Annotated in this window: 22 protein-coding genes; 11 read left to right on the top strand and 11 right to left on the bottom strand. The window is 52.5% G+C overall.

Annotation, left to right across the window (positions count from 1 at the left end; genetic code table 11):
• Positions 1-2: 2 nt before the first annotated feature.
• The 3 genes from LZ463_RS12325 to LZ463_RS12315 form a co-directional block, all read right to left on the bottom strand.
• Positions 3-2,255: a DUF1631 family protein gene (locus LZ463_RS12325; RefSeq protein WP_241455992.1), complete on the bottom strand. Its 2,253-nt coding sequence runs from the start codon at positions 2,253-2,255 to the stop codon at positions 3-5.
• A 326-nt stretch (positions 2,256-2,581) separates the two neighbouring features.
• Positions 2,582-3,556, bottom strand: coding sequence for a quinone oxidoreductase family protein (locus LZ463_RS12320; RefSeq protein WP_241455991.1), 975 nt, complete (start codon positions 3,554-3,556; stop codon positions 2,582-2,584).
• A gap of 33 nt (positions 3,557-3,589) precedes the next feature.
• Positions 3,590-4,501 (bottom strand): DMT family transporter, encoded by a 912-nt coding sequence (locus LZ463_RS12315; RefSeq protein ID WP_241455990.1) that lies wholly within the window; start codon positions 4,499-4,501, stop codon positions 3,590-3,592.
• A gap of 215 nt (positions 4,502-4,716) precedes the next feature.
• On the opposite strand from LZ463_RS12315, the gene LZ463_RS12310 reads away from it, so the two are divergent.
• Positions 4,717-4,884 carry a hypothetical protein gene (locus LZ463_RS12310; protein WP_241455988.1) on the top strand — a complete coding sequence of 56 codons (168 nt, stop codon included), beginning with the start codon at positions 4,717-4,719 and terminating at the stop codon, positions 4,882-4,884.
• A 77-nt stretch (positions 4,885-4,961) separates the two neighbouring features.
• Here the strand turns inward: LZ463_RS12310 and LZ463_RS12305 are convergent, their stop codons facing one another.
• Entirely contained in the window at positions 4,962-6,575 is a 1,614-nt protein-coding gene (locus LZ463_RS12305; RefSeq protein WP_241455987.1) for a helicase HerA-like C-terminal domain-containing protein, read from the bottom strand.
• Positions 6,576-6,705: 130 nt separating this feature from the next.
• On the opposite strand from LZ463_RS12305, the gene LZ463_RS12300 reads away from it, so the two are divergent.
• From LZ463_RS12300 to rng, 8 genes are all read left to right on the top strand, one after another.
• A complete protein-coding gene (locus tag LZ463_RS12300; RefSeq protein WP_241455986.1) occupies positions 6,706-7,431 on the top strand; it encodes a YebC/PmpR family DNA-binding transcriptional regulator in 726 nt (241 codons plus the stop codon).
• Between the two features lies 1 nt (position 7,432).
• Entirely contained in the window at positions 7,433-8,707 is a 1,275-nt protein-coding gene (gene purD, locus LZ463_RS12295) for a phosphoribosylamine--glycine ligase (protein ID WP_241455985.1), read from the top strand.
• Positions 8,708-8,815: 108 nt separating this feature from the next.
• On the top strand, positions 8,816-9,715 hold the full coding sequence (gene hemF / locus LZ463_RS12290) for an oxygen-dependent coproporphyrinogen oxidase (RefSeq protein ID WP_241455984.1): 900 nt from the start codon (positions 8,816-8,818) through the stop codon (positions 9,713-9,715).
• Complete coding sequence (gene nadD / locus LZ463_RS12285; RefSeq protein ID WP_241455982.1) at positions 9,706-10,380, top strand: nicotinate (nicotinamide) nucleotide adenylyltransferase; 675 nt, start codon at positions 9,706-9,708, stop codon at positions 10,378-10,380. Before hemF ends, nadD begins: the two co-directional genes overlap by 10 nt.
• A 4-nt stretch (positions 10,381-10,384) precedes the next feature.
• The gene (gene rsfS, locus LZ463_RS12280) at positions 10,385-11,113 is read left to right on the top strand and encodes a ribosome silencing factor (RefSeq protein ID WP_241455980.1); all 729 of its coding nucleotides are present in this window, start codon (positions 10,385-10,387) and stop codon (positions 11,111-11,113) included.
• An 86-nt stretch (positions 11,114-11,199) separates the two neighbouring features.
• Entirely contained in the window at positions 11,200-11,670 is a 471-nt protein-coding gene (gene rlmH / locus LZ463_RS12275; protein ID WP_241455979.1) for a 23S rRNA (pseudouridine(1915)-N(3))-methyltransferase RlmH, read from the top strand.
• Between the two features lie 30 nt (positions 11,671-11,700).
• Complete coding sequence (locus LZ463_RS12270) at positions 11,701-12,318, top strand: Maf family protein (RefSeq protein ID WP_241455978.1); 618 nt, start codon at positions 11,701-11,703, stop codon at positions 12,316-12,318.
• Positions 12,319-12,352: 34 nt separating this feature from the next.
• Positions 12,353-13,825, top strand: coding sequence for a ribonuclease G (gene rng, locus LZ463_RS12265; protein WP_241455976.1), 1,473 nt, complete (start codon positions 12,353-12,355; stop codon positions 13,823-13,825).
• 115 nt (positions 13,826-13,940) lie between these two features.
• On the opposite strand, the gene LZ463_RS29090 is transcribed toward rng, so the two are convergent.
• Positions 13,941-14,069 (bottom strand): hypothetical protein, encoded by a 129-nt coding sequence (locus LZ463_RS29090; RefSeq protein ID WP_277624036.1) that lies wholly within the window; start codon positions 14,067-14,069, stop codon positions 13,941-13,943.
• Between the two features lie 60 nt (positions 14,070-14,129).
• On the opposite strand from LZ463_RS29090, the gene LZ463_RS12260 reads away from it, so the two are divergent.
• Complete coding sequence (locus LZ463_RS12260) at positions 14,130-15,956, top strand: DEAD/DEAH box helicase (protein ID WP_241455974.1); 1,827 nt, start codon at positions 14,130-14,132, stop codon at positions 15,954-15,956.
• Between the two features lie 94 nt (positions 15,957-16,050).
• Positions 16,051-16,374, top strand: a complete 324-nt coding sequence (locus LZ463_RS12255) for a hypothetical protein (RefSeq protein ID WP_241455973.1) — start codon at positions 16,051-16,053, stop codon at positions 16,372-16,374.
• A gap of 11 nt (positions 16,375-16,385) precedes the next feature.
• On the opposite strand, the gene LZ463_RS12250 is transcribed toward LZ463_RS12255, so the two are convergent.
• Genes LZ463_RS12250 through LZ463_RS12225 form a run of 6 tightly spaced genes read right to left on the bottom strand, consistent with a single transcriptional unit; the run spans position 16,386 to position 24,237 of the window.
• Positions 16,386-17,612 carry an acetate/propionate family kinase gene (locus tag LZ463_RS12250; protein WP_241455971.1) on the bottom strand — a complete coding sequence of 409 codons (1,227 nt, stop codon included), beginning with the start codon at positions 17,610-17,612 and terminating at the stop codon, positions 16,386-16,388.
• The gene (locus LZ463_RS12245) at positions 17,609-19,030 is read right to left on the bottom strand and encodes a bifunctional enoyl-CoA hydratase/phosphate acetyltransferase (RefSeq protein ID WP_241455970.1); all 1,422 of its coding nucleotides are present in this window, start codon (positions 19,028-19,030) and stop codon (positions 17,609-17,611) included. The genes LZ463_RS12250 and LZ463_RS12245 overlap by 4 nt, the downstream gene beginning before the upstream one ends.
• A 16-nt stretch (positions 19,031-19,046) precedes the next feature.
• Entirely contained in the window at positions 19,047-19,826 is a 780-nt protein-coding gene (gene fabI / locus LZ463_RS12240) for an enoyl-ACP reductase FabI (protein ID WP_241455968.1), read from the bottom strand.
• A 52-nt stretch (positions 19,827-19,878) separates the two neighbouring features.
• Entirely contained in the window at positions 19,879-21,060 is a 1,182-nt protein-coding gene (locus LZ463_RS12235) for an ABC transporter permease (protein ID WP_241455966.1), read from the bottom strand.
• Positions 21,061-21,076: 16 nt separating this feature from the next.
• Positions 21,077-22,231, bottom strand: a complete 1,155-nt coding sequence (locus tag LZ463_RS12230; RefSeq protein WP_241455964.1) for an ABC transporter permease — start codon at positions 22,229-22,231, stop codon at positions 21,077-21,079.
• Positions 22,228-24,237 (bottom strand): ATP-binding cassette domain-containing protein, encoded by a 2,010-nt coding sequence (locus LZ463_RS12225; protein WP_241455963.1) that lies wholly within the window; start codon positions 24,235-24,237, stop codon positions 22,228-22,230. The genes LZ463_RS12230 and LZ463_RS12225 overlap by 4 nt, the downstream gene beginning before the upstream one ends.
• Positions 24,238-24,244: the final 7 nt, after the last annotated feature.

Here is a 24,244-nt window from a genome sequence, read left to right as displayed (position 1 = left end):
CATCACGCAGCCGGAGGATCGCGCAATGCTTCTACCAGGGCGCGGTCTACCACGGACTCGGCAACGATCTGGATCGCATTGCCCTCGCGGAACTGGGTAATTAGCTCTTCACTGGAAACTGAAAAAGCATCATGCCCCTGCCGATTGGTGAAGATATAGCGTGTCCGTTTGGGGCTGACCCAGGCCAGTTTGAAGCGGGTTGTCATCCCATTGGGGCGGGTAAAGTCTATCCAGACACCACGCTCCAAGGTTTCTATGACGCGCGCCCATTCATCGACTGGCTGCTCTATCTGGTCCTGCACATGACGGTTCAGGCGTTTTTCACTCGCTCTCTGAGCGATATTGACGGCAATTTCCAGCTGACGCCTGGGTGAAAATTCCAGCGGTGCGCGGGCAATGGCGGCATGGCGCTCTGCCAGCTTGGAGAAAAACAGGACGCGGTCAGGCTCATCCCATTTGATCGCATTGAGCCAGGCATTGAGCAAAGACAGCATGGCAGGTAACTTGCTGACCAGCTCCTTGCGCTCCTCGGCACTATTCTTGGGTTTGAGACTCCAGATCAGGTCATCCATCGTCCTCAGAGCATTTTCGAGGGCGTTGGGTTTTTCTTCCTTGACGTTATGTGCAATCGTCAAAATCCGTATCCACTGCTCTTTCAGGAAAACTTCAAGAAAGCCGGCAACTTCGCCGGTTTCTACACGGATCGCGACATCGTTTTCAGCAAATTCACGCGCCAGGCGCATTTTCTCTTGCTTAAGGGCAACCGCCACCGGCTCGCTGATGGCGACTTCGGTCTGTTGCTCCTCTTCTTTCAGGAAAGCTTCGAGGTCAGCAACCACATCAGAAAAAAGCTCGATCTGCTGGTCAAAATCCTGCTGCACCCTTTCAACTATGCCTTCTATCATTTGATAGAGAGGATCTTCCGTGGTTGTATCACTGTTGATCAGAACACTCGATTTGGCCAAAGTGTCTATCAATACCCGCGCCGGATGGGTTTCCTTGAAAAAGAAATCCTTGTCCAGCAAAGCGACCTTCAAGGTGGGTATTTGCAACTGACTGATCAGACTCTTGATGTCAGAAGGAATGCTGGAGTCATTGAATACATAATCAAAGATACGCGCCAGCAGTTCTATCGTGCTCTGATCTATATGGGTCAGACCTTCGGCATTGGGTTGCTGCGACAGTTGTCTCAGGTGTGCCGTATCCGTGGGCATGGGGCCACTGCTGGAGAAATTTCTTTGTACGCTGGTCAAGTAGTCAAAGAACTGGCGATCTATGGTAACCATATCCGGTGCATTACCGCCTGACTGCCCAACGCCAGAACCACCACCGCTAAAGGGTATTCCCTCACCGCCCGGGAACCCGCCACTGCTGCCGTATCCACCGCCGCCGCCCCCTGTTTCACCACCGCCCCCAGAACTACCCTGACCACCAGGGCCGCCAGGGACAGTATTACTAAAGGTCGACGGCGTGGCATTGCCTGAGAAAATATTGCGCAGCTTGGTTTCCAGATAGGGGTCGCGGTCACTGATATCATCAGAACGGGTCATCATGCTTTTTCTTTGCTTGTTGCGATAACCGTCATTAATATCAGGCAATATCCCACGTTCAACGAGAGCCTGGTTCAGTTCACGATAAATTGCGCCGAGTTGCAGGAACAACTCTGGCCGCAGCAGCCTGAGTATCAGGTGATGGGTTTCCGGGTTGGGCTCGAGCTCCATCCAGGCCTGATGAACGGCTTTGACAAACAGTTCCGGGCGAAAAGGGTTTTGTGAAACGCTGATCGGCGTACGACGCAACACGTGACCTATACGTGTATTGAGGGCAACCAATAGCTCGGCATTATTGACTTCCAGCGATTGACTGAGATTTCGGCTAAGTACCTTGCTTTCCATCTCTTCAAAACTGACCAGAGAGAAGTCCTGCTTCCCCTCATCAACTTTGCTACGCTTGCGCGTATTGACGACGCTGACTTCTTTTGCCAAGGCGGCATTGACCTGGCCAGCTACCAGGCGATAAAAAGTCGTGCCATTGCGTTTCAGTTGCTGGTAAGCCTGGAAACTGACGGCAACCTCTTCCGGCCTGACTGTCTGGTCTGATAACTGGAACAAAGCCTCAGTCAGGCGTCCAGTAAAAGCCTCAATCTGTGAAGACACCAGATTGGTCGCAATCGGCACCAGGCTCTGCAAAATCAGCAGGCGACTTGAGCTTGAAAATTCACTCGTCTTGGCGTTCTGTAGTGGAATGGTGTCCATCGCTCTTTGTTATTGTGATCAATATGTTAACAAAACCAAGATTGTTGAAAATCGTGTTTTGCCCGGAGGGGCAAACTTGTGCAACACCGGCACCCGCAAAACTGAAATGACGAAGCAAGCAGACTTGCTTCGTCAAATCAATGCGAATGCGATACCAGTCAACTATTAATTAGTATAGTAAGCCTCCGAAGCAAGGGTAATCACTACTATCAGCATAACTGCAAAAATCAGTACCACAAGCAGTCGCCCAAATTTGGGACTGCCATTTTGTTTCTCTGCGGCATTGTTTTTGATCGGTGGTGTCACATCAGTCATATTATCTTGCATTAAGGTATCAATATAGTGGAGCCTGTTGTTTTTCGGGCTTCCAGATCACGATGCGCCTGAGCAACCTCGCTCAAGGCGTAACGCTGGCGTATGTCTATTTTAACCTTGCCGCTCTCTACCATAGAAAACAATTGTGCAGCCATTTGCTCCAGATCATCGCGCTTGGCGGTATAACTCATCAGACTTGGCCGGGTAATGAACAGGGAACCACGTGAAGCCAGCTCACCCAGGCTGAACGTTGGCACCGGGCCGGATGCATTCCCAAAGCTGACCATCATACCCAAAGGGGACAGGCAGTCGAGTGAAGGGATGAAGGTATCTTTCCCTATGGAATCATAAACGACCGGCACCCCTTTTCCATCCGTAATTTCGCGAACCCTCTGAACAAAATTTTCTGTGTTGTAATTGATGACGTGGGCGCAGCCATGCGCTCTGGCCAACTCGGCTTTTTCGTCCGACCCTACAGTGCCTATCATGGTGACACCGATAGCGCGTGCCCATTGGCAGGCGATCAGGCCCACCCCGCCCGCTGCGGCATGGAACAGGATGGTTTCACCACCTTGCAGGGGAAAGGTGCGATGAAACAGGTATTGCACCGTCAATCCCTGCAACATCATCGCTGCTGCTGTTTCAAAACTGATGCTGTCAGGCAGACGCACCAGATTGTCTGTCGGCATGATGCGTGCTTCCGCATAGGCGCCGTTAGGCCTGCCCGCATAGGCAACCCGGTCGCCAGGCTTGAAATGACTGACGCCGGGACCAACAGCTTCGACTATGCCAGCACCTTCCATACCCAGGCCGGCAGGCAAAGGCTGGGGATATAGGCCCGTGCGGAAATACACATCGATAAAGTTCAGACCACAAGCTTTATGGCGCACCAGGACCTCATTGACGCCTGGCTGCCCCAGTTCCACATCAACGAACTCCATGACTTCTGGTCCGCCGGTCTGATTAATACGGATTGCCTTGACCATTTAATCCTCCAGTGACTTTGATTCGCATTGCACTTAAGCCTTTTTTACAGATAGCAAATACATGCCCCCCATGACCAGCACGGTACCGGCCATTTGCCAGCTGGTAATCGGTTCACCTAAAAAATATGCTCCCAGAAACAAGGTGGAGACCGGACCTATCATACCAGCCTGTGAAGCGGTGGCCGCTCCTATGCGCTTGACCGCTACCATGGTCATGAATACCGGCAAAACCGTACACATGATGGCATTGACCAGGGACAAAGAATATACCGCAAGTGGCTGTACCAGCGCGGAGGCGGGACGCAAAATAAAAAACTGAGCTATACAGGCTGCACTCGAGACACACATGGCATAGGACACCAAACGCAAGGAGCCCAGTCTTTGCACCAATTGCCCCGACTGTATCAGGTAAATAGCGTAAGAGATTGCAGCCCCCAGCACCAGGGCAGAGCCTAGAAGCACATAATCCCCACCCAGTTTAAGGTCATGGAAAAACACCAAGACTATGCCCAGGTAAGACACCAGCAAGGCCGTCCACTCAAGCATGCTGACTGCGCGCTTGAGAAAGAAGGCGGATATCAGCAAGACGAAGGACGGTGTCAGGAACAGGATCAGGCGTTCGAGCCCTGCACTAATATATTGCAGACCAAGAAAATCCAGGAAAGAGGACAGGTAATAGCCGACCAGCCCCAGAACCACCAGGCGCCAACGGTCAGCCTTGCCGAGGCTGCCAGCCTTGTGCATTTGCCATACAGCAATTGAAGCAAAAATGGGCAGGGAAAAGGCCATGCGAAAACAGATCAGGGTCACCGCATCGACGTTGTAGCGATAAATCAGTTTGGCAACGATGGCCTTGGTCGAGAAAAGGATTGCGCCAATCAAGGCAATGGCAAGTCCCGTCAGATAATGACGGCGTGAGGACTGGGTAGTTTGTTCTGTCTGCATAAATCCCTAAAAGCGCCAATTGTTAAATGGCCAAAATCCGCAATTTCATACATAAATTTCCACTTGGAAAGAATATAATTTCCGCATGGAAAATAAATAACATTCTTTCACAAGAAATTTGACATTTAGTTGCCAAATTTGACTTTGCGTAACTTTCAAACAATGCCTGTTTTATTACACTTATTTCCATGGACCACATCGCAGGAGAAAAGCACATGTACACGCCACGCTCACAATACGTCGATCAGCCCGTACTTCGCCCTAAACGTGCGATGCCGGAAATGCCGCAAAGACAAGTAAATCCAACATCGCCCAAACAGGATGAAAGCTCACTCAACAGCATCTTCAGGCGCCTGGTCAACAACAACCCCGAACAGGAATAATTTGCCTCAGACAGAGGCTGTACGCACCATTTCCAGAAGGCAAGCCATTCAATCTGGTCAATCTGGTGCTAGCAGCCTCACTTTTTCAGGATGGACCCTAATACCCCTCGAATTATTTCGCGCCCGACCTGGGAACCCATGGTCCTGACCGTCGATTTGATCATGGTTTCGACGACATTGTCCTTGCGTCGCAAACCGCCGCCGCCCAGCAGATTACCAAATACGCTCTTGAGCGTATCGCCAACACCACTGCTGCTTTCCTGTGGCTCTGCAGCTTGCGGCCTGGCAGCAGGGCGGCCAGATATGGCCGGGCCGGCAGCAGCAGGCGCATTGCCCCAGGCATTGCTGTCTGCAACAGATGCCTCATCCCGGCTACCTTTCTGAGGCACCGCCTCCTTGTCAGCAGCACGCGCGGCCACACGACCTGTCAATTTTTCATAGGCAGACTCGCGGTCTATCTGTTTTTCATAGACGCCGGCAACGATGGAAGTTTGCATGACCTGCTGGCGCTCATCTGCTGATATTGCCCCTATCTGCGAAGATGGAGGCACAATCAGTGCACGTTGCACGATGTTTGGCCTGCCATTATCATCAAGAAAAGAAATCAGTGCTTCACCGACACCAAGTTCGGCGATCACTGCCGCGGTATCCAGCTCGGGATTAGGGCGGAAAGTTTCTGCCGCAGCCTGTACCGCCTTTTGATCCCTGGGCGTATAAGCGCGCAAGGCATGCTGCACACGGTTGCCTAGCTGCCCCAATACCGTGTCAGGAATATCGAGCGGGTTTTGCGTGACAAAATACACACCCACGCCTTTGGAGCGTATCAAACGTACTACCTGCTCTATCTTTTGCAGCAAGACCTTGGGTGCTTCATCAAACAGCAAATGGGCTTCATCGAAGAAAAACACCATCTTGGGTTGATCAACATCACCGACTTCAGGCAGGTGTTCATACAACTCCGACAACATCCACAGCAGAAAGGTTGAATACAGCCTTGGCGACTGCAACAACTGATCTGCCGCCAGGATGTTCACAAAACCACGGCCATCGCCATCAGTCTGCATCATGTCATCGAGGTTCAGCATGGGCTCGCCAAAGAATTGCTCGCCGCCCTGCTCTGAGATAGTCAGCAGCGAACGCTGTATGGCACCGACGCTGGCGGCGGAAATATTGCCGTACTCAGTCTGGAATTCAGACGCATTCTCGGCCAGGTATTGCAGCATGGCGCGCAAATCCTTGGTATCAAGCAGCAACAGGCCATGATCGTCGGCGATCTTGAAAGCCAGTTGCAGGACACCTTCCTGGGTATCATTGAGATTCAGCATGCGGCCCAGTAGCAAGGGCCCAAGATCAGAAACCGTGGCGCGCACCGGGTGCCCCTGCTTGCCAAATACATCCCAGAATGTGACCGGGCAGGCCTGCCATTTGGGTTGATCCAGCTGCAGGGCTTGCAGCCTTTGCTGCATCTTGCTGGTGGCGCTGCCTGCCTTGGCCATGCCAGACAGGTCACCTTTGACGTCGGCCATGAACACAGGCACGCCAATATCGGAAAAAGCCTGGGCCAGGGTTTGCAGGGTGACGGTCTTGCCTGTCCCTGTGGCACCAGTGATACAACCATGGCGATTGGCCCAATCAGACAATAAATTCAGGTCTAATTCGGTGTTTTTAGCGATCAACAGAGGTTTTGACATGGTTTTGGAGGGCGATTAGGGGAAGTCGGTCGGTAGCACTATGGTAAAATACTGGTCTTCATTATAAAACCAAGCCAGGCAAAATTGCCGCCCTCAGGGTGAGCTATTGTCAATTCAGGAAAGAGCGATCATGGCAGGACATAGTAAATGGGCCAATATCAAGCATAAAAAAGCAGCAACCGATGCCAAACGCGGCAAGATCTGGACGCGTCTGATCAAGGAGATCACGGTTGCAGCACGCATGGGTGGTGAGGATGTCGATTCCAACCCGCGTCTGCGTCTGGCAGTGGACAAGGCGGCTGACGCCAATATGCCAAAAGAAAACGTCACGCGCGCGATACAACGCGGCGCGGGCACGCTGGAAGGCGCAAACTATGAAGAAGTACGTTATGAAGGTTATGGTATAGGCGGTGCAGCCATCGTGGTTGACTGCATGACCGACAACCGCGTGCGTACCGTAGCTGAGGTACGCCATGCCTTCAACAAATATGGTGGCAATATGGGTACTGAGGGCTCAGTGGCCTTTTTGTTCCAGCATTGTGGCCAGATGTTCTTTGCCCCAGGTACAAATGAAGATGCGCTGATGGAAGCTGCCCTCGAAGCTGGTGCTGATGATGTCATCACCGACGAAGAAGGCGGTATAGAGGTCATCTGTGCGCCATTTAGTCTGTCTGACCTGCGTGCCAGCCTCGAAAAAGCCGGATTCAAGGCAGAAGTCGCTGAAGTCGTCATGAAACCAAATACTGAGACCGTATTTGCCGGTGATGATGGCATCAAGATGCAAAAACTGCTGGATGCCCTCGAAAACCTCGACGATGTACAAGAAGTATTCACCAACGCCATCATAGAAGATTAAGATGAAATTACTCGTAGTCGGCTCTGGTGGCCGTGAACATGCCCTCGCCTGGAAACTCGCACAATCTGAACGTGTGCAAACGATTTTTGTCGCCCCCGGCAATGGTGGTACGGCTGCTGACAGCCGCCTCAAAAACATCAATATCACTGACCCTGCTGCCCTCGCTGATTTTGCCGAGCAAGAAAACATAGGCATTACCGTGGTTGGCCCTGAAGTACCGCTGGCTGCCGGTATCGTCAATATTTTCCGTGACCGTGGACTGAAAATCTTTGGCCCGACCAAAGAAGCCGCACAACTGGAAAGCTCCAAGGATTTCGCCAAGGCCTTCATGCACAGACATGCGATTCCTACGGCTGAGTACCAGACTTTCTCTGAGCTGGCCCCAGCGCATGACTACATCAATGCCAAGGGCGCCCCCATCGTCATCAAGGCCGATGGCCTGGCCGCTGGCAAAGGCGTGGTCGTTGCGATGACCGCTGAAGAAGCGCATGCGGCAGTCGATATGATGTTGTCGGACAATAAGCTCGGTGATGCCGGTGCACGCGTCGTTATTGAAGAGTTTTTGGCTGGCGAAGAAGCCAGCTTCATCGTCATGGTCGATGGCAAAAACATTCTGCCACTGGCTACCAGCCAGGATCACAAGCGTTTGCTCGACAATGACGAAGGCCCGAATACGGGCGGCATGGGTGCTTACTCCCCTGCCCCCATCGTGACACCACAACTGCATGCCCGCGTGATGCGTGAAATCATCGTACCTACGGTGCAGGGTATGGCCAAGGATGGCATCGTCTTCACCGGCTTTTTATATGCCGGCCTGATGATCGATGACCAGGGCAATCCAAAAACCCTGGAATTCAACTGCCGCATGGGCGACCCTGAAACACAGCCCATCATGGCACGCCTGAAAACAGATTTGCTGCACGTGGTTGAACATGCCGTCAATGGCACATTGGATACAGTAGAGCTCGAATGGGACAGACGCACCGCCATGGGCGTCGTCATGGCAGCCGCTGGCTACCCTGACTCACCGCGCAAGGGCGACAAGATCACCGGCATCCCGGCAGAAACCGCAGACACCGTGACCTTCCATGCAGGTACATCACTGAATGAAAAGACCTTGAGCGTAACCGGCGGCCGTGTGTTATGCGTCGTTGGTCTGGGCGATACCGTCAAACTGGCGCAAAAACATGCTTATGACGTAGTCGAAAAAATCCATTTCGACGGCATGCAGTATCGTCGTGACATAGGCTGGCGCGCACTGAACCGCAAGCATTAATCCTTGTCAGGCGTACATGTTTCATGTGCGCCACCGATCTTTTAAAGCGGGTTGAGAATAGTCCAAAGACTAGTCCAGCCCCTTGCGTTTTTTAGAGTAGATAGCAGAATGACAGATACACTCGCGGTTAAAAACTATTTCCTGGGCTTGCAGGCTGCTATAGTCGCGGCGCTGGAAGAAGTGGATGGCCATGCTTTTATTACGGATAGCTGGGAACGCCCTGAAGGTGGTGGTGGTATCTCGCGCGTGATAGAAGAAGGCAAGGTATTTGAACGTGGCGGCGTGAATTTCTCCCATGTCATGGGTAAAAACCTGCCCCCATCTGCCGCTGCTGCCCGCCCTGAGCTGGCTGGTCGCCAATGGGAAGCCATGGGTGTCTCGCTGGTCCTGCATCCACGTAATCCGTACGCGCCTACCGTACACATGAATGTGCGCTTTTTCACCACCCGTGCCGAAGGGCAGGAAGATGTCTGGTGGTTTGGCGGTGGCATGGACTTGACACCTTATTACGGTTTTGCTGAAGATGCTGTGCATTTTCACCAAACCTGTAAAATGGCGGTCCAGCCGTTTGGCGCAGATTTGCATGCCCGTTTCAAGAAATGGTGTGACGAGTATTTCTACCTGAAGCACCGCAAAGAAGCACGTGGCGTAGGCGGTATTTTCTTTGATGATTTCAATGAACAGGATTTTGCCAGTAGTTTTGCCATGATGCGCAGCGTAGGCGACGCCTTTATCCCGGCTTATCGCCCTATACTGGAACGACGCAAAGATCAGGAATATGGCGAGCGTGAACGTGATTTCCAGGCTTATCGCCGTGGCCGCTATGTAGAATTCAACCTTGTATTTGACCGTGGCACGCACTTTGGCCTGCAATCCGGCGGTAGGACAGAGTCCATACTGATGTCCATGCCGCCCATCGTCAAATGGCGCTATGACTGGAAACCGGAAGTCGGCAGCCCGGAAGCAAAACTGGCCAGCGATTTTCTGGTACACAGGGAATGGGTATAGAAACCCGTGCAAACCGCTGCATCCTGATACTGGGCGGCAGCTTTGACCCTGTCCATCAGGGTCATATTGCCCTGGCAGAGAGCCTGGCTCTGGCGCTGAAGCCGGATCAGTTACGCATCATTCCGGTTGGCCAGCAGTGGCAAAAAAGTGAATTTCAGGCCAGTCCGCAGCAAAGGCTGGCCATGCTAAAGCTGGCTTTTGAAGACTGGCAACTCTGCCCTGTGGTATTTGATGAGCAAGAAATCGACCGGGCAGCGCAAGGCAAGGCCAATTACACCATAGACACCCTGCGGCAATTGCGTCAGGAGCTGGGGGCAGATGCCTCCCTGGTGTTTGCCATGGGGGCTGACCAGTTGCAAAATTTGCATACCTGGCATAACTGGCAGGGTTTGCTGGACGTTGCTCATCTTTGTGCTGCTTCGCGCCCCGGCTTCAGCCTCGATATCAGCAGCCCCGGGATTGCTGATATCTGGAAGCAAAGCAGTTTGAGCGCCGAAGAAATACGTTCCAGACCCGCTGGCGGCACTTACCTTGAAAGAAACCTGGCACAGGATGTATCTGCCACCCAACTACGAACAGAATTAAAACAGCATAACCCGACAACGAGATTGCTAGTCCCACACAAGGTGCTAGACTACTTAACACAACAAACAATTTACCAATAAAAACATGGATATTAAAAAACTGCAAAGCCTGGTTGTTGACGCTCTGGAAGACGTCAAAGGGCAAGAAATACAATTATTTGAAACCACTCACCTGACCAGCCTGTTTGACCGCGTTTGTATCGCCTCTGGCACATCCAACCGTCAGACCAAGGCCCTGGCAGCCTCTGTACGCGATAAAGTCAAGGAAAATGGCGGCAACATCGTCAGCATGGAAGGTGAAGAAACCGGTGAATGGGTACTGGTCGATCTCGGCGACATGGTGGTTCACATTATGCAACCTGCCATCCGCGCCTACTACCGCCTCGAAGAACTCTGGGGTGACAAGCCTGTGAAGCTCGGTGCAGCAAAGCGCACGTCTGGCAAGAAAGCCGAAGCTGATGAAGCAGGCGACAAGCCCAAGCGCGCCCCACGCAAGACAGCTGCCAAGGCCGCTCCTGTTGAGGTCACACATGACATGATGGCGATCCAGGCCACGCTTGATGATGACAAGAAACCAGCCCGCAAACCACGCGCAGCCAAGGCAACGGGTGATGCTGAAGCCAAACCGGCCCGCAAACCGGCAACACGCAAGGCTGCCGATGGCACAACTGCCGCCAAGGTGCCCACCGGTGCCCGCGTCAAGGTAGCAGCAACAAAGACAGCCGTCGCCTCGGCAAAACAGGCCGCAGAAAAACGCTCTGCCAGCACGGCAGCGGCAAAACGTGCACCTGCCCGTAAAAAAGCAGCAGAATAACCTGCCCAGTACATCACCCTCAAATGGCTGCCTGGTGCAGCCATTTGTTTAACAGGCTCCAAGAGACCTAGCAGTAAAAATTCAATATGCAATTGATCATCGCCGCCGTAGGCCACAAAATGCCCTCCTGGATAGAAACTGGCTTTCAGGAGTACGCCAAGCGCATGCCGCCAGAATGCCGCGTCATCCTCAAGGAAATCAAGCCCGTAGAGCGCTCCGGCAGCAAAACGGCTGAAACCGTCATGGCGCTGGAACGCACCAAAATCGAAGCCGTGATACCCAAGAATGCCCGCATCGTCGCCCTCGATGAACGGGGCAAGGACTGGACCAGCGTCGCACTATCGCAAAACCTCACGCAATGGCAGCAAGATGGCCGCGACGTGGTCTTCGTCATCGGCGGAGCCGACGGCCTGGATGCAGAATTCAAGGCCAGGGCCGATACCCTGATACGTATCTCCAGCCTGACACTGCCGCATGGCATGGTCAGGGTGCTGCTGGCTGAACAGTTATACCGTGCCTGGTCCATTACCCAGAATCACCCTTATCACCGGGTATAAGTCAGGAATGAGCCAAATACGGAGACCGCCATGATAAAAGAAAATAAAATCTACCTTGCATCGAAAAGCCCAAGACGTCGCGAACTGCTGCATCAGGTCGGCATAGAATTCGACCTGTTATTGCTGCGCGACGCCGCACCACGCGGGCCGGATGTGACCGAAATCGTCCTGCCGGGCGAAGCCCCACATGATTATGTCAGTCGTGTCACCCGAGAGAAAGCCGACAAGGCATGGGAAATCATGCATCTGCGCAAGCTGCTGCCTCGTCCCGTACTGGCAGCAGATACCACCGTCGTGCTGGGCAAACAAATACTTGGCAAACCCGCCAACCGTGAAGAAGCCGTGCAGATGCTACGCATGCTGGCAGGCCAGACACATGAAGTCCTCACCAGCATTGCCGTCCACTGGGTACAAGGCAGTGCCGCTGTCACCCAATGTTCAGAGGTCAGTTTCGCCCCCCTGGATGAACAACAGGTACTGGCCTATTGCCTCAGCAATGAACCGTATGACAAAGCCGGTGGCTATGGCATACAAGGCGCTGCTGCCCGTTTTATTTCACACATCAAAGGCAGTTATTCTGGCATCATGGGCTTACCCTTATTTGAAACCTGCCAGCTATTGCGTCAGGCAGGTATCTTCATTCCTTAAATTGAAGCATCAGATTGAAGTATTAGAGAAGCTTATGAGCGAAAACCTCCTCATCAATATTACCCCTCAAGAAACCCGCGTCGCCCTGATGTTCCAGGGCGCAGTACAAGAACTCCACATAGAACGCACATTGTCACGCGGCCTGGTCGGCAATATCTACCTGGGCAAAGTCGTGCGCGTTTTGCCTGGCATGCAGTCTGCCTTTATCGACATAGGCTTGGAACGCGCTGCCTTCCTGCATGTGGCCGACATCTGGGATGCACGTTCGCAAGATGCCAATGGCAATACCAATGCACCGCTGACACCGATAGAAAAACTGCTGTTTGATGGTCAGTCAGTCACCGTGCAAGTCGTCAAAGACCCGATAGGTACCAAGGGCGCACGCCTTTCTACCCAGATATCCATCGCGGGCCGCATGCTGGTCTACCTGCCGCAAGACTCACACATAGGCATCTCACAAAAGATAGAAAACGAAGCTGAACGCGAAGCCCTGCGCACCAAAGTACAAAACCTGCAGCAGCCAGATGAAAAAGGCGGCTTCATCGTCCGTACCATGGCAGAAGACGCCTCCGATGAAGACCTAAAGGCCGACGTCGATTACCTGCGCCGCACCTGGTCAACCATACTGCAACTGGCCAAGACCCAGCCGCCGACTACCCTGCTATACCAGGACCTGAATCTGGCACAGCGCGTCTTGCGTGACTTCGTCAATGAAGAGACGGACAGCATACAGGTCGACTCGCGCGAAAACTACATCATGCTGCAAGAGTTTGCGACGCATTACATGCCATCGGTACTCGGCAAGCTGCAACACTATACAGGCGAGCGCCCTTTGTTTGACTTGCATGGTGTGGAAGAGGAAATCGAAAGAGCACTGGGTCGCCGCGTCGACCTGAAATCTGGCGGTTACCTCATCGTCGACCAGACCGAAGCCATGACCACCATCGACGTCAATACCGGCAGCTTTGTCGCTGGCCGCAATTTCGATGACACCATCTTCAAGACCAATCTCGAAGCCGCCCACGCCATCGCCCGCCAGTTACGACTGCGCAACCTCGGCGGCATCATCATTCTCGACATCATCGATATGGAGAATGAAGAGCATAAGGCTGCCGTGCTGGCAGAACTCAACAAGGCATTGTCGCGCGACCGCACCAAGTTGTCCGTATCAGGCTTCTCTGCGCTGGGCCTGGTCGAAGTCACACGCAAGCGCACCCGGGAATCACTCTCACATGTACTATGCGAACCCTGCCCAGCCTGCAACGGCAAAGGCCAGGTCAAGACAGCACGTACGATATGCTATGAAATCCTGCGCGAACTGCTACGCGAAGCCAAACAATTCAACCCCAGAGAATTCCGCATCATGGCTTCACAGGTTGTAGTTGACATGTTTCTCGAAGAAGAATCACAACACCTGGCCATGCTTGGCGACTTCATCGGCAAACCTATCTCATTGCAGGTAGAGAATGTGTTTCATCAGGAGCAGTACGATATTATTTTGATGTAACTATTTATCAAAAATACTGATCACTAAATCTTCCCTGTTCGCAGGCACTGAACTGTGCCCATTTTTTCTTTGTCTGCGAAAGAAAATGCAGCTTTGTGCAAGTAACAAAAGCATTTTAATAAGGAAAGCTGATATTGCTGCTTGATAGCGGTTTTACCCAGATATGGGCAGCTAACGCAATTTCTTTGAGAATACGGGCATCAGCCTTGAAGTAATACAACATTTCTGCTCGATTCTCGCCCAAAAAGCCTCTCCATTCATTATATTTAATAGTAATATAACAATAAGTGATTTGGAGATCATTTTGGCAACTCTCATACCTACCATCAATTCCTGCCTTTCCAGAATGGAGAGCGGGGAAAAGCGTTTCGCTCAACGTCTGGAAGATAAACTGGAAGAAGATTATCTATGCTGGTACGACATTTCCATCGGTGAGCGAACGCAGCACCCTGATTTCGTCGTTTTTCACCCCAGCCGAGGAGTATTGGTTCTTGAAGTAAAAGACTGGCGGATATCGACGATTATCAGTCTTGACAAGCAATGTGCTCAAATCCTGACCGGTCAAGGCTTAAAAAACGTACTTAATCCGATAGAACAAGCCAGACAGTATATGTTTGCCATTACAAATAAACTGGAGCGCGATCCACAACTTGTCTGGAGTGACGGTAAATGGAAAGGCCGGCTTATATTCCCGTATGGCCATGGTTTGGTACTTGCCAACATCAGTCGCAAACAGTTTAATGATACCAACCTGGCTGAGGTGTTACCCGAACATCTTGTCATCTGTCAGGATGAAATGACAGAAACCACTGATGCCGAATCTTTCCAGCAAAGAATGTGGGCCATGTTCCCAGTCAAATTTGACCGTCGGCTCACACTGCCGCAAATTGACCGTATTCGATGGCACATGTTTCCAGAAATACGACTGACTTCACAACATGACATGTTCAGTGAAACAGAGATCCCCGACATACTGCGCGTTATGGACATTCAGCAAGAACAGTTGGCCCGCAGCCTGGGCGAAGGTCATCGCGTCATACATGGTGTAGCAGGATCAGGAAAAACTTTGATTCTTGGCTACCGTGCTGAACATTTGGCCAAAGTTTGTCAGCGCCCTATCTTGATTCTTTGCTATAACAGAATCCTCGCAGCAAAGCTGTCGCAAGTGATCAAGGTGAAAGGTCTGGAAGACAAGATCCACGCAGTCAGCTTCCATGCATGGTGTAATCGCCAGCTTGATACCTATCATGCAGGAAAACCACCGCAGGGCCCAGATTTGAATGTTTATTTTGAAGAGTGTGTCAACCGGGTTATTCGCTCAGTGGAACAAAAAATCATTCCATCCGCTCAGTATGATGCCGTGCTGATTGACGAAGGGCATGACTTTAAACCAGAGTGGTTCAAACTTGTTGTGCAAATGATTCATCCTGACACGAATTCGCTGCTTGTTCTCTATGATGATGCTCAATCCATTTACAACGGCCCGAAAAAGCTGCGTTTTTCCTTTTCCAGCGTAGGAGTTCAGGCCAAAGGTCGTACGACAATACTGAAGCTGAATTATCGTAATACTGCAGAAATTTTGTCGGTGGCCCGCGCTTTTGCCGACGAATTACTCAAAACAAATGAGACAGAAGAAGATCAGGTGCCGACAGTACAGCCCATGAGTGCAGGCCGTCATGGGGCCAAACCTCTATTGATCAAGCTACCGACGCTGAAAGCAGAAGCAGATTTTCTAGCCAATAAACTTGTTGAAGCAAATCGTACCGGCACACCATGGAATGACATGGCTGTCATTTATCGCCGCTACGGTATCGGTCAGCAAATGACAGAAGCACTGAAAAGACGAGATATCCCGTTTCAATGGCAGCAAGATAAAAAGAAGGTGTTTGCGCCGTCGCACGACGGTGTAAAGATCATCACTATGCATAGCAGCAAGGGGCTTGAATTTCCGCTTGTCTGCATACCGGCGATTGGCGTATCAAGTAGTGAAGAAGACGACATTCAAGACGAAGCCCGCTTGCTTTACGTTGCAATGACGCGAGCTACACAGGAACTCGTCATGACTCATTGCGAATCTTCGGTTATTGTGGAGAAAATGCACAAAGCCATGAGTCATCTACACACTCTTTGAGTTTGCGCACTGATAAATCATCCCTTGATTATTACTGAGTCATGCTTTTTATCATTTTACGCTGTTGTAAATTTTAATCAGTTAAGGAGCTATCATGTATCCATGGTTATGGGTTTGGTCACCTCAGTTTCACTTTCCCTGGAGTGGCAGCGTCGCACAAAAAATCGAACCGAATACGACCTGGTTCAATAATATGATTCCACCGGTCTCTGGTGATGCAGAAATTGAAGCGCAGGCATTTCATCTGGCATCGTATGGTACGCAATTGGGACTGATTACTGATGTATTGCTGGATATTGCGAAAGAGACTGGCAATCTGTCACCTAAAGCGGCCGAATCGATGAGAGAACTCACTATGCTCAAAGCCAAAATAGAAGTGATCAAGAAAAGATCCGCGCGACAAGCCAAGCAAAAATAAGCTGTTACTCCTTATTGTTTGAGTACAAGCAGTTGCTGTGCATCTCTTGCGGCAATACGACCTTCATCAGTAGGAACCACCCAGATTTCTATACTGCTGTCTGGCGCATGGACAGGAGCTATGTCATCGCCTCTGGCTGCCTGGTTTTTTTTCATATCGATTTGCGCGCCGAGGTAAGCTAGTCCCTCTGCCACCTCTCGTCTCAGCGTGGCATCGTGCTCACCTATACCACCTGTAAACACCAGCACGTCCAGCCCGCGCAAACAGGCGCTTAATGCACCGCATTCGCGTATGACGCGGTAGGTGAATAAATCGATCGCAAAGCTGGCTTGCGGGTTGCTGCTGGCGCGCAGGGTGCGCATGTCAGCGGATATGCCTGACACACCAAGCAGGCCGGATTCTTTGTACAGTGTAGCTTCTATTCTTTTTTCATCCCAGCCCTGCTGCATCAGGTGTAGCAAGACACCGGGGTCAAGGGCACCGCAGCGGGTACCCATCATCAGGCCGTCGAGTGCTGAGAAGCCCATGGAACTGGCGATGCTTTTGCCGTTTTTCATGGCGCAGGCGCTGGCACCGTTACCGAGATGCAGCATGATGACTCGCCCGGCAGCGGGATCAAATGCGCGTGCCGACTGCTGGGCCAGGTGGCTGGCGACGTAGCGGTAAGACAGGCCGTGAAAACCATAGCGGCGTATGCCTGTTGCACGCAGGGATTGCGGCAGGGCCAGCGTAGTTTCGCATGCGGGCATATCAGCATGGAAGCCGGTATCGAAACAGGCTATCTGCGGTATGCCGGGATAGGCGCGGCGAAAGGCTGCTATGCCCTCCAGATTATGTGGCTGGTGCAATGGCGCCAGTGTATCGAGAGTATGCAGGTAGGCCAGGGCTGCATCATCTATCACAATGGAAGATGAAAAACGCTCACCGCCGTGGACGATGCGGTGGGCAACAGCCGCTATCTGTATGTCTGCGCTATGGCTCGTCAACACGCCATGCAGGGCTTGCAGCGCGGCGGCGAACTGGTCACCGCCTGCGGCCTTGATATCCGTTTGATCCAGTGTCAGGGTTTGAGCTTCAGCACCGGCACGATATTGTATGACGGGCTTGCCACCAGGTTGCAAACCCTCGATGACACCTGTCAGATTACTGCCAGTCACGCCCTCATTTGTAAACGGATACAGCGCAAATTTGATGCTGGATGAACCTGAATTCACCGACAGGATGACGGGCTGCTTCATGGTGCATTCTTCCGGTATTCGTGCGCCAGCAATTTGACGAGGGCGGCAGAAGCAACACGGGACGATGGGCCATCAGCACGGCTGGTCAGTGCGATGGGGACTTTGGCACCGAGAACAACACCACAGGTAGCAGCGCCTGCCAGATATTCAAATTGCTTGCCTAGCATATTGCCGGATTCAAGGTCTGGCACCATGAGTATGTCGGCGTCTCCTGAAACGGCGGATACTATGCCCTTGATTTGTGCTGCCCGGGCAGAAATGGCATTGTCGAATGCCAGCGGGCCATCAACAATGGCACCGGTGATTTGCTTGCGCTCTGCCATCTTGCACAAGGCAGCGGCATCAATGGTGGAATTGATTTTGGGGTTCACGGTTTCAACTGCCGACAAGAGAGCAACCTTGGGTTCGGTGATATTCAAGGCATGGGCCAGGTTGATGGCGTTTTGTAAAATATCGGCCTTTTCTGGCAAGCTCGGATAAATATTCAGGGCAGCATCCGTCAATAGCAAGAGCTTGTGGTACATGGGCACATCCAGGTGATAGACATGTGACAGGCGCCGTTTGGTGCGCAAGGCAGCACATTCAACGACGGCATGCATGAGCTCATCGGTATGCAGGCTGCCTTTCATCAAGGCTTCTGCCCTGCCGCTCGCAGCCAGTTCTACGGCTTTTTCGGCAGCGGCATGGCTGTGTGGTACATCGATTTGCTCATAGCTGCCAATATCAATATTGGCGGCAGCGGCGACAGCGACCAGTTTTGCCAGAGGGGCGATCAGGATGGGTATGATCAGGCCATGTTTTGCGGCATCGACCGCGCCTTGCAGGGAATCGACATCGCAGGGGTGAACAACAGCACAGGGTATGGCCGCCAGGTCTTTGACACTATCAACCAAGTGCTGCTGGCGCTCACCGAGATTGAACATGGCCAAAGTAGGCAGATGGGCGCGCGGGCGACTGACTTTTTCAGTGGGAGCGATGACCAATGCTTCTCCATAGACGACTTTGTCGCCCTTCTGGTTCCTGATTTCGCAATCGAGGGTCACGCGCTTTTTCGCATCATCCTTGGCAAGCACCGTCACAGACACGGTCAGGGTATCACCTATGCGCACGGGTTTGACGAAGTGCAGGTTTTGTTCGAGGTAGATCGTACCAGGGCCAGGCAGACGCGTACCCAGTATGGTGGAGATCAATGCGCCTCCCCACATGCCATGAGCGATCACGCCATGGAATAGCGTGTTTGCCGCATATTCTGCATCCAGGTGAGCGGGATTGACGTCACCCGATACAGTAGCAAAGGCCTGGATATCGGTGTTCGTCAGTGTGCGGGTCTGGCTCGCGGTCTGCCCTATCTGCAAGTCTTCATAAACGACATTGGAGATCAGGTCTTGTTCATTCGTTGCTGTGCTGATGGTATTCATTTGATCTGGACTCTCATTAATTTACGACGTGATAACCGCCATCGACATACAGTGTCTGCCCCGTCATGCCGGACGAAGCATCGCTGGCCAGGAATGCGGCCAGCCTGCCTATCTCTTCGAGTGTCACCAGCCTGCCCAGAGGGGAGCGGGCAACAGCCTTCTGCATCAGACTATCAAAGTCTTGCAAGCCGGAAGCAGCACGGGTAGGTACAGGGCCAGGGGATATCGCATGCACCCGTGTACCGTTGGGGCCGAGTTCAGTCGCCAGATAGCGCACGCTTGATTCCAGTGCCGCCTTGACCGGCCCCATGATGCCATAGTGGGCAACGGCTTCGTCTGCACCCAGGTAGGTCATGGTCATGATACTGGCACTCTTGCTCAAGTGTGGTTCGCAAAGCCTGGCAAGACGGACAAATGAATGGCAGGAGACATTCATCGCCCGCAAGAAACCCGCACTGGAGCTGTCTACGACGCGGCCATGCAAATCATCCAATGGCGCCCAGGCAATGGAATGGATGACAAAATCCAGTTCCCCCAATTCCTGAACTGCCACTTCAACCAGGGCTTCCAGAGATCCGTCCTGCTCCACGTCACATACGACGAGCGTGGACTCCAGCGCTGCCGCCAGGGGCGCGACAAATTGATGCGCCTTGGCATTCACACAGGACAATACCGTCTTTGCACCCAATTGCCTTAGCATGGCTGCACAGCCATAGGCAATACTGTGCTCATTAGCGAGGCCTATGATCAGGCCGCGCTTGCCTTGCAATGAAAATGAAGAACTTGCTGCAGTCATTTTTTTATCCATTTCGGTTAAACCTGAACGCGGAGCCTGCCTTGAATGAACATCAGGCAAACTGCTTTTTAAAACGCGCTATCGTCGTCAAACTCACCAATACGGCGATCAGCAATATGCCCGAGAACATGGGCCACAATACACTGAAACCCGCGCCTTTCATCAAAATGCCGTAACTGGCATTGATGTAGTAATACAGCGGCGATACATACATGCCCAGTCGCATGATGGTGGGCATGGCTTCAGGAGGAGTCCATGCGCCAGACAAAAACATCATGGGCGCGATGATAAGTATCACCATCATGCCTGCCTGCGCCATATTGCGCGTCATGGTGGCGATCAATATACCTATGCCGGCCAGGGTGCTGACATACAAGGTAGTCAGCACAAAGAACAAGAACAGGCTGCCCGCAACAGGTACTGCAAAGACCGGCACAAGGATGCCGAATAGTCCAAGCGCAGTGCCACCCAGTATCACTGCCACCATCGCAATTATCTTGGGTATCATGATCTGCAATGGTGACAGGGGTGATACCAGCAACTGCTCTATGGTGCCACGTTCTTTTTCCCTGACCATGGCAGCTGCTGGCAGCAGCAACGAAAACAGGGTAATCACATTCAATAATTCTGAAATGCCCATGAACCAGGCATCATTCTGGTTAGGGTTAAACCAGACCCGGGTCTGGTTATTGATCAGTGGCGCATCCACAGCCCCTCCTGCTCCGCCTATGTCACCAAGGCCACCAACGCCAACACCATAACGCTGCGCGGTCTGCTCCAGACCATAGCGTGTCACGATTTGTGTTGCATCCACGGCTGCCAGAAAACCCTGTACAGAATTGGAGGCATCAATCTGCATCTGTACAGATGCCGTGTCGCCACGCGCCAGCTTGTCTGCAAAACCCGGCGGTATGTCCAGTACCGCCATTGCTTTGCCATCATCCAGCAATTGCTGTCCCTGGCTGGCATGCGTGATGGCACCTGCCCAGCGAAACTCCGGCGACATGAAGCGCCCTGCCAGCTCGCGTGATGCCGCACTGCGGTCCAGGTCAAACAATACTAAAGCCGCATTATTTAACTGGAATGACACACCAGAGGCGGCATTGTAGATATCAGCAGAGAATGCATACAGCACAAACACCAGCAAGACAGGGTCGCGCATGAGTTGCAATAACTCTTTCCAGGTCATGGCCTGCAAGCGACTCCACCAGATACGATCAAACAGATTGCTCATTTCCTATCACTCCGTATCAATTTTTTGGTCGCTTGGAGAACCCAAGAAATCCTGCAGTGAACAAGGCTATTGCATACAGGGCCAGGATCAGCATGTCTTGCCACAATGCGGCAATGCCAACCCCCTTGAGAAAACTCCCCATGGCAATCTCTGCGTAATACATGCCAGGCAAGGCATGGGCAATGACAGAGGCAATGGCAGACAGCGAAGGAATGGGAATAATCATGCCTGAGTAAAGTACAGCAGGTACTACAGTCACAATGGCCGTACCAACCATGGCGGCCACCTGGGTATTGACCATCACTGATACCAGCAGGCCTATGCCAGTAGTACAAATCACATACAGTATGGTAGACAGCAAAAAGAATAGCGGATCACCCTTGAATGGCGCACCAAACAGCAGCAGGGCAAATGCAGTCAGTGCGCAGGCATTGACGATGGAAATGCCTACATAGGGTAGCAACTTGCCAATCAGGTATTCACCCCGTGACAAGGTGGATGAATAAACGTTATAGATGGCACCAGATTCTTTCTCCCTGACGACGCCCAAGGCTGTCAGGAATGGTGGTGACAGCATGAGGATAACCATGATGAGTTTGGGCGCTATCGACCAGATGCTCTTGACCTCCTGGTTATACAGATACCGGGTCTCCAGCTTGACCGATTGCATGCTGTTGCGCAAAGTCTCTTGCCCTATGCCTGTCAGCGCAGAAAAATGGGCTGACAGATTATCGAGATTCATCGCAGCATTGATGGCAGTCACATAACCCTTTGCCGTCAGTGCACGGAAAGGGAAAGTACCGTCTATCCAGGTTTGTAACGTCGTTGCCTGCCCTGATTTCAAACGGGCACCAAAATCAGGCGGGATAATGATGACTGCCCGCAAACTGTTATCGACCAACAGCTTTTCTACTTCCTGCTCCCTGTGCGCATAGCCCTGGAAAGAAAAATAACGCGAATCACTGAAGTGATGCGCGTAATCACGCGAGCTGACAGACTGGTCATAATCCACAATCGCCAGCGGAATGTTTTCCACATCCAGCGACAAGCCATAGCCAAACAGCAGCATCAATAAGGACGGCACGACAAAAGCCAGGACAAAAAACAGGCGGTCACGCACGATCTCACGCCACTCCTTATACGCCACTACGCTGATACGCCGCAGATTCATGCTTGCTCTCCCCTCGCTTTGGCATCTTCTGCTTCCAGCCTGGTGACGATGTGGACAAAGACGTCTTCCATGCTCAAACGCTTTTGCTGGAACTGCATATCAGGTGTCTGCAGAAGCGCTTGGAGACGCGGCAAATCCTGTTCAGGTTGCGGCAGCATCACGTGGATGCGCGCACCAAACAATGCGGCGCTGGAAAAACCATTCTTGTGCAGAGTCTCGAGCATGGCCTGCGCCTGGTTGGCATCACCTGCCGCCTTCAATTCATACAATTTGCCAGCCTGCGCTTCCACGTCTGCCTTCAATTGATCAGGTGAGGCATCTGCCACGATGCGCCCGGCGTACATGAGTGCGATGTGGTCGCAATGCTCAGCCTCTGACATATAGTGGGTCGTGACAAGAATAGTGACGTTTTCTTCGCGTGCAAGCCGGAACAGGACCTCCCAAAAGGCACGGCGGCCCAGTGGATCAACTCCCGAGGTAGGCTCGTCAAGAAACAGTACTTGCGGCCTGTGTATCAGCGCACAGCCCAGTGCCAGGCGCTGGCGCAAGCCCATGGGCAGGCTGGCTGCCAGCGCACTGCCAAAAGGGCGCAGGCCTGCCATATCCAGTATCCAGTCCATGCGGGCTGCGGTTTGCTGCCTGGTCAAGCCATAGATACCAGCATACAGGCGTATGTTTTCCAGCACGGAAAGGTCAAGGTAAAGAGAAAACGCCTGCGACATATAACCTATGCGTTCACGTATCTGCCGACCTGCATCCCGCATGTCGGCTCCCGCCACCCGGCCCTTGCCGCTGCTGGGGCTGAGTATGCCAGTCAGCATCTTGATGACCGTGCTTTTACCGGCGCCGTTTGCGCCCAGCAAACCGAAAATCTCGCCTTGCGGTACGCGAAAACTCAGATCATCCACTGCCTTGAACGCGCCAAAAATACGCGACAGATTTTCTGCCTCTATCGCCAGGCCCTGATCGGCATGGCGCTGGGCAGGTACATCAGTGGCATCAGCATTTTTTTGAACCGCTTTGCCGGTCAGTAGCTGTTTTTTTCGCAGCAGCGCGATAAAGACGTCTTCCAGCTCTGGCTCCAGCACTTCAATATGACTGATAGCGACATCAGGCACACATCGCTGTACTTGCGTGCTGGCCTTGGCAGCCTCGGTCTCATCGACGAATACGCGTATGTCTTGCCCCAATACTTCCATCTGCGGGAACTGCTGGCCAAGCTGATGGACAGCGGCTATCTGTTGCTCCGCCTTGCTGCATACCATGCTGACTACAGAGCCCGCCGCCAGAGTCTTGATTTGCTCGGGCTCGCCCGATGCCAGTATCTTGCCTGCATGCATGAGCGACACGCGGTGAAAGCGGCTGGCTTCATCCATATAGGCGGTGGACACCAGGGCTGTGATGCCTTTTTCCTTGAGCAGGCGCGCAAGGATGCTCCAGAATTCGCGACGGGATACCGGGTCAACGCCCGTGGTTGGCTCGTCCAGTATCACCAGTTGAGGCTCATGGATAAGGGTACAAACCAGTCCCAGTTTTTGCTTCATGCCGCCTGACAGGTTTTTCATCGGACGGTCACGGAATCTTTCCAGCCTGGTGCTGCGCAGCAGTGCTTCCTTGCGCTCGCTTAGCTGACTCTTGCTTAACAGACGCAAGCCTCCGAAGTAGTCGATGTTTTCTTCTACCGACAGGTCACCATACAGATTCTGTCCCAGTCCCTGGGGCATGAGACCTATCCTGTCCTTGATCAATTCACTGCTTTTTTCAGAATTGATCAGCGTGCCAAACACCTGCAAGTCGCCACCATCATGTGCCAGCACGCCTGCCACCGATTTGAGCAAACTGCTCTTGCCAGCCCCGTCAGGACCAATCAGGCCATAAATCTCGCCGGCTTCGACCTGCAAGGTGATGCCATCCATGGCAATCGAGTTGCCGTAGAATTTCATCAGTGCACGCGCAAGGACGACTGGCGTGGAAATCGTCGCGACTGTTTGCATTTGTTTCGTCATCGCGGGC

Origin of the sequence: Undibacterium paludis, assembly GCF_022568815.1 — a bacterium.
GTDB lineage: Bacteria > Pseudomonadota > Gammaproteobacteria > Burkholderiales > Burkholderiaceae_D > Undibacterium.
This window is presented reverse-complemented; position numbering and strand designations above follow the sequence as displayed.

Excerpts from the sequence above, each read along its gene's own strand:
- LZ463_RS12325 (WP_241455992.1), bottom strand. The coding sequence starts at position 2,255 with ATGGACACCATTCCACTACAGAACGCCAAGACGAGTGAATTTTCAAGC.
- LZ463_RS12320 (WP_241455991.1), bottom strand. The coding sequence starts at position 3,556 with ATGGTCAAGGCAATCCGTATTAATCAGACCGGCGGACCAGAAGTCATG.
- LZ463_RS12315 (WP_241455990.1), bottom strand. The coding sequence starts at position 4,501 with ATGCAGACAGAACAAACTACCCAGTCCTCACGCCGTCATTATCTGACG.
- LZ463_RS12310 (WP_241455988.1), top strand. The coding sequence starts at position 4,717 with ATGTACACGCCACGCTCACAATACGTCGATCAGCCCGTACTTCGCCCT.
- LZ463_RS12305 (WP_241455987.1), bottom strand. The coding sequence starts at position 6,575 with ATGTCAAAACCTCTGTTGATCGCTAAAAACACCGAATTAGACCTGAAT.
- LZ463_RS12300 (WP_241455986.1), top strand. The coding sequence starts at position 6,706 with ATGGCAGGACATAGTAAATGGGCCAATATCAAGCATAAAAAAGCAGCA.
- purD (WP_241455985.1), top strand. The coding sequence starts at position 7,433 with ATGAAATTACTCGTAGTCGGCTCTGGTGGCCGTGAACATGCCCTCGCC.
- hemF (WP_241455984.1), top strand. The coding sequence starts at position 8,816 with ATGACAGATACACTCGCGGTTAAAAACTATTTCCTGGGCTTGCAGGCT.
- nadD (WP_241455982.1), top strand. The coding sequence starts at position 9,706 with ATGGGTATAGAAACCCGTGCAAACCGCTGCATCCTGATACTGGGCGGC.
- rsfS (WP_241455980.1), top strand. The coding sequence starts at position 10,385 with ATGGATATTAAAAAACTGCAAAGCCTGGTTGTTGACGCTCTGGAAGAC.
- rlmH (WP_241455979.1), top strand. The coding sequence starts at position 11,200 with ATGCAATTGATCATCGCCGCCGTAGGCCACAAAATGCCCTCCTGGATA.
- LZ463_RS12270 (WP_241455978.1), top strand. The coding sequence starts at position 11,701 with ATGATAAAAGAAAATAAAATCTACCTTGCATCGAAAAGCCCAAGACGT.
- rng (WP_241455976.1), top strand. The coding sequence starts at position 12,353 with ATGAGCGAAAACCTCCTCATCAATATTACCCCTCAAGAAACCCGCGTC.
- LZ463_RS12255 (WP_241455973.1), top strand. The coding sequence starts at position 16,051 with ATGTATCCATGGTTATGGGTTTGGTCACCTCAGTTTCACTTTCCCTGG.
- LZ463_RS12250 (WP_241455971.1), bottom strand. The coding sequence starts at position 17,612 with ATGAAGCAGCCCGTCATCCTGTCGGTGAATTCAGGTTCATCCAGCATC.
- LZ463_RS12245 (WP_241455970.1), bottom strand. The coding sequence starts at position 19,030 with ATGAATACCATCAGCACAGCAACGAATGAACAAGACCTGATCTCCAAT.
- fabI (WP_241455968.1), bottom strand. The coding sequence starts at position 19,826 with ATGACTGCAGCAAGTTCTTCATTTTCATTGCAAGGCAAGCGCGGCCTG.
- LZ463_RS12235 (WP_241455966.1), bottom strand. The coding sequence starts at position 21,060 with ATGAGCAATCTGTTTGATCGTATCTGGTGGAGTCGCTTGCAGGCCATG.
- LZ463_RS12230 (WP_241455964.1), bottom strand. The coding sequence starts at position 22,231 with ATGAATCTGCGGCGTATCAGCGTAGTGGCGTATAAGGAGTGGCGTGAG.
- LZ463_RS12225 (WP_241455963.1), bottom strand. The coding sequence starts at position 24,237 with ATGACGAAACAAATGCAAACAGTCGCGACGATTTCCACGCCAGTCGTC.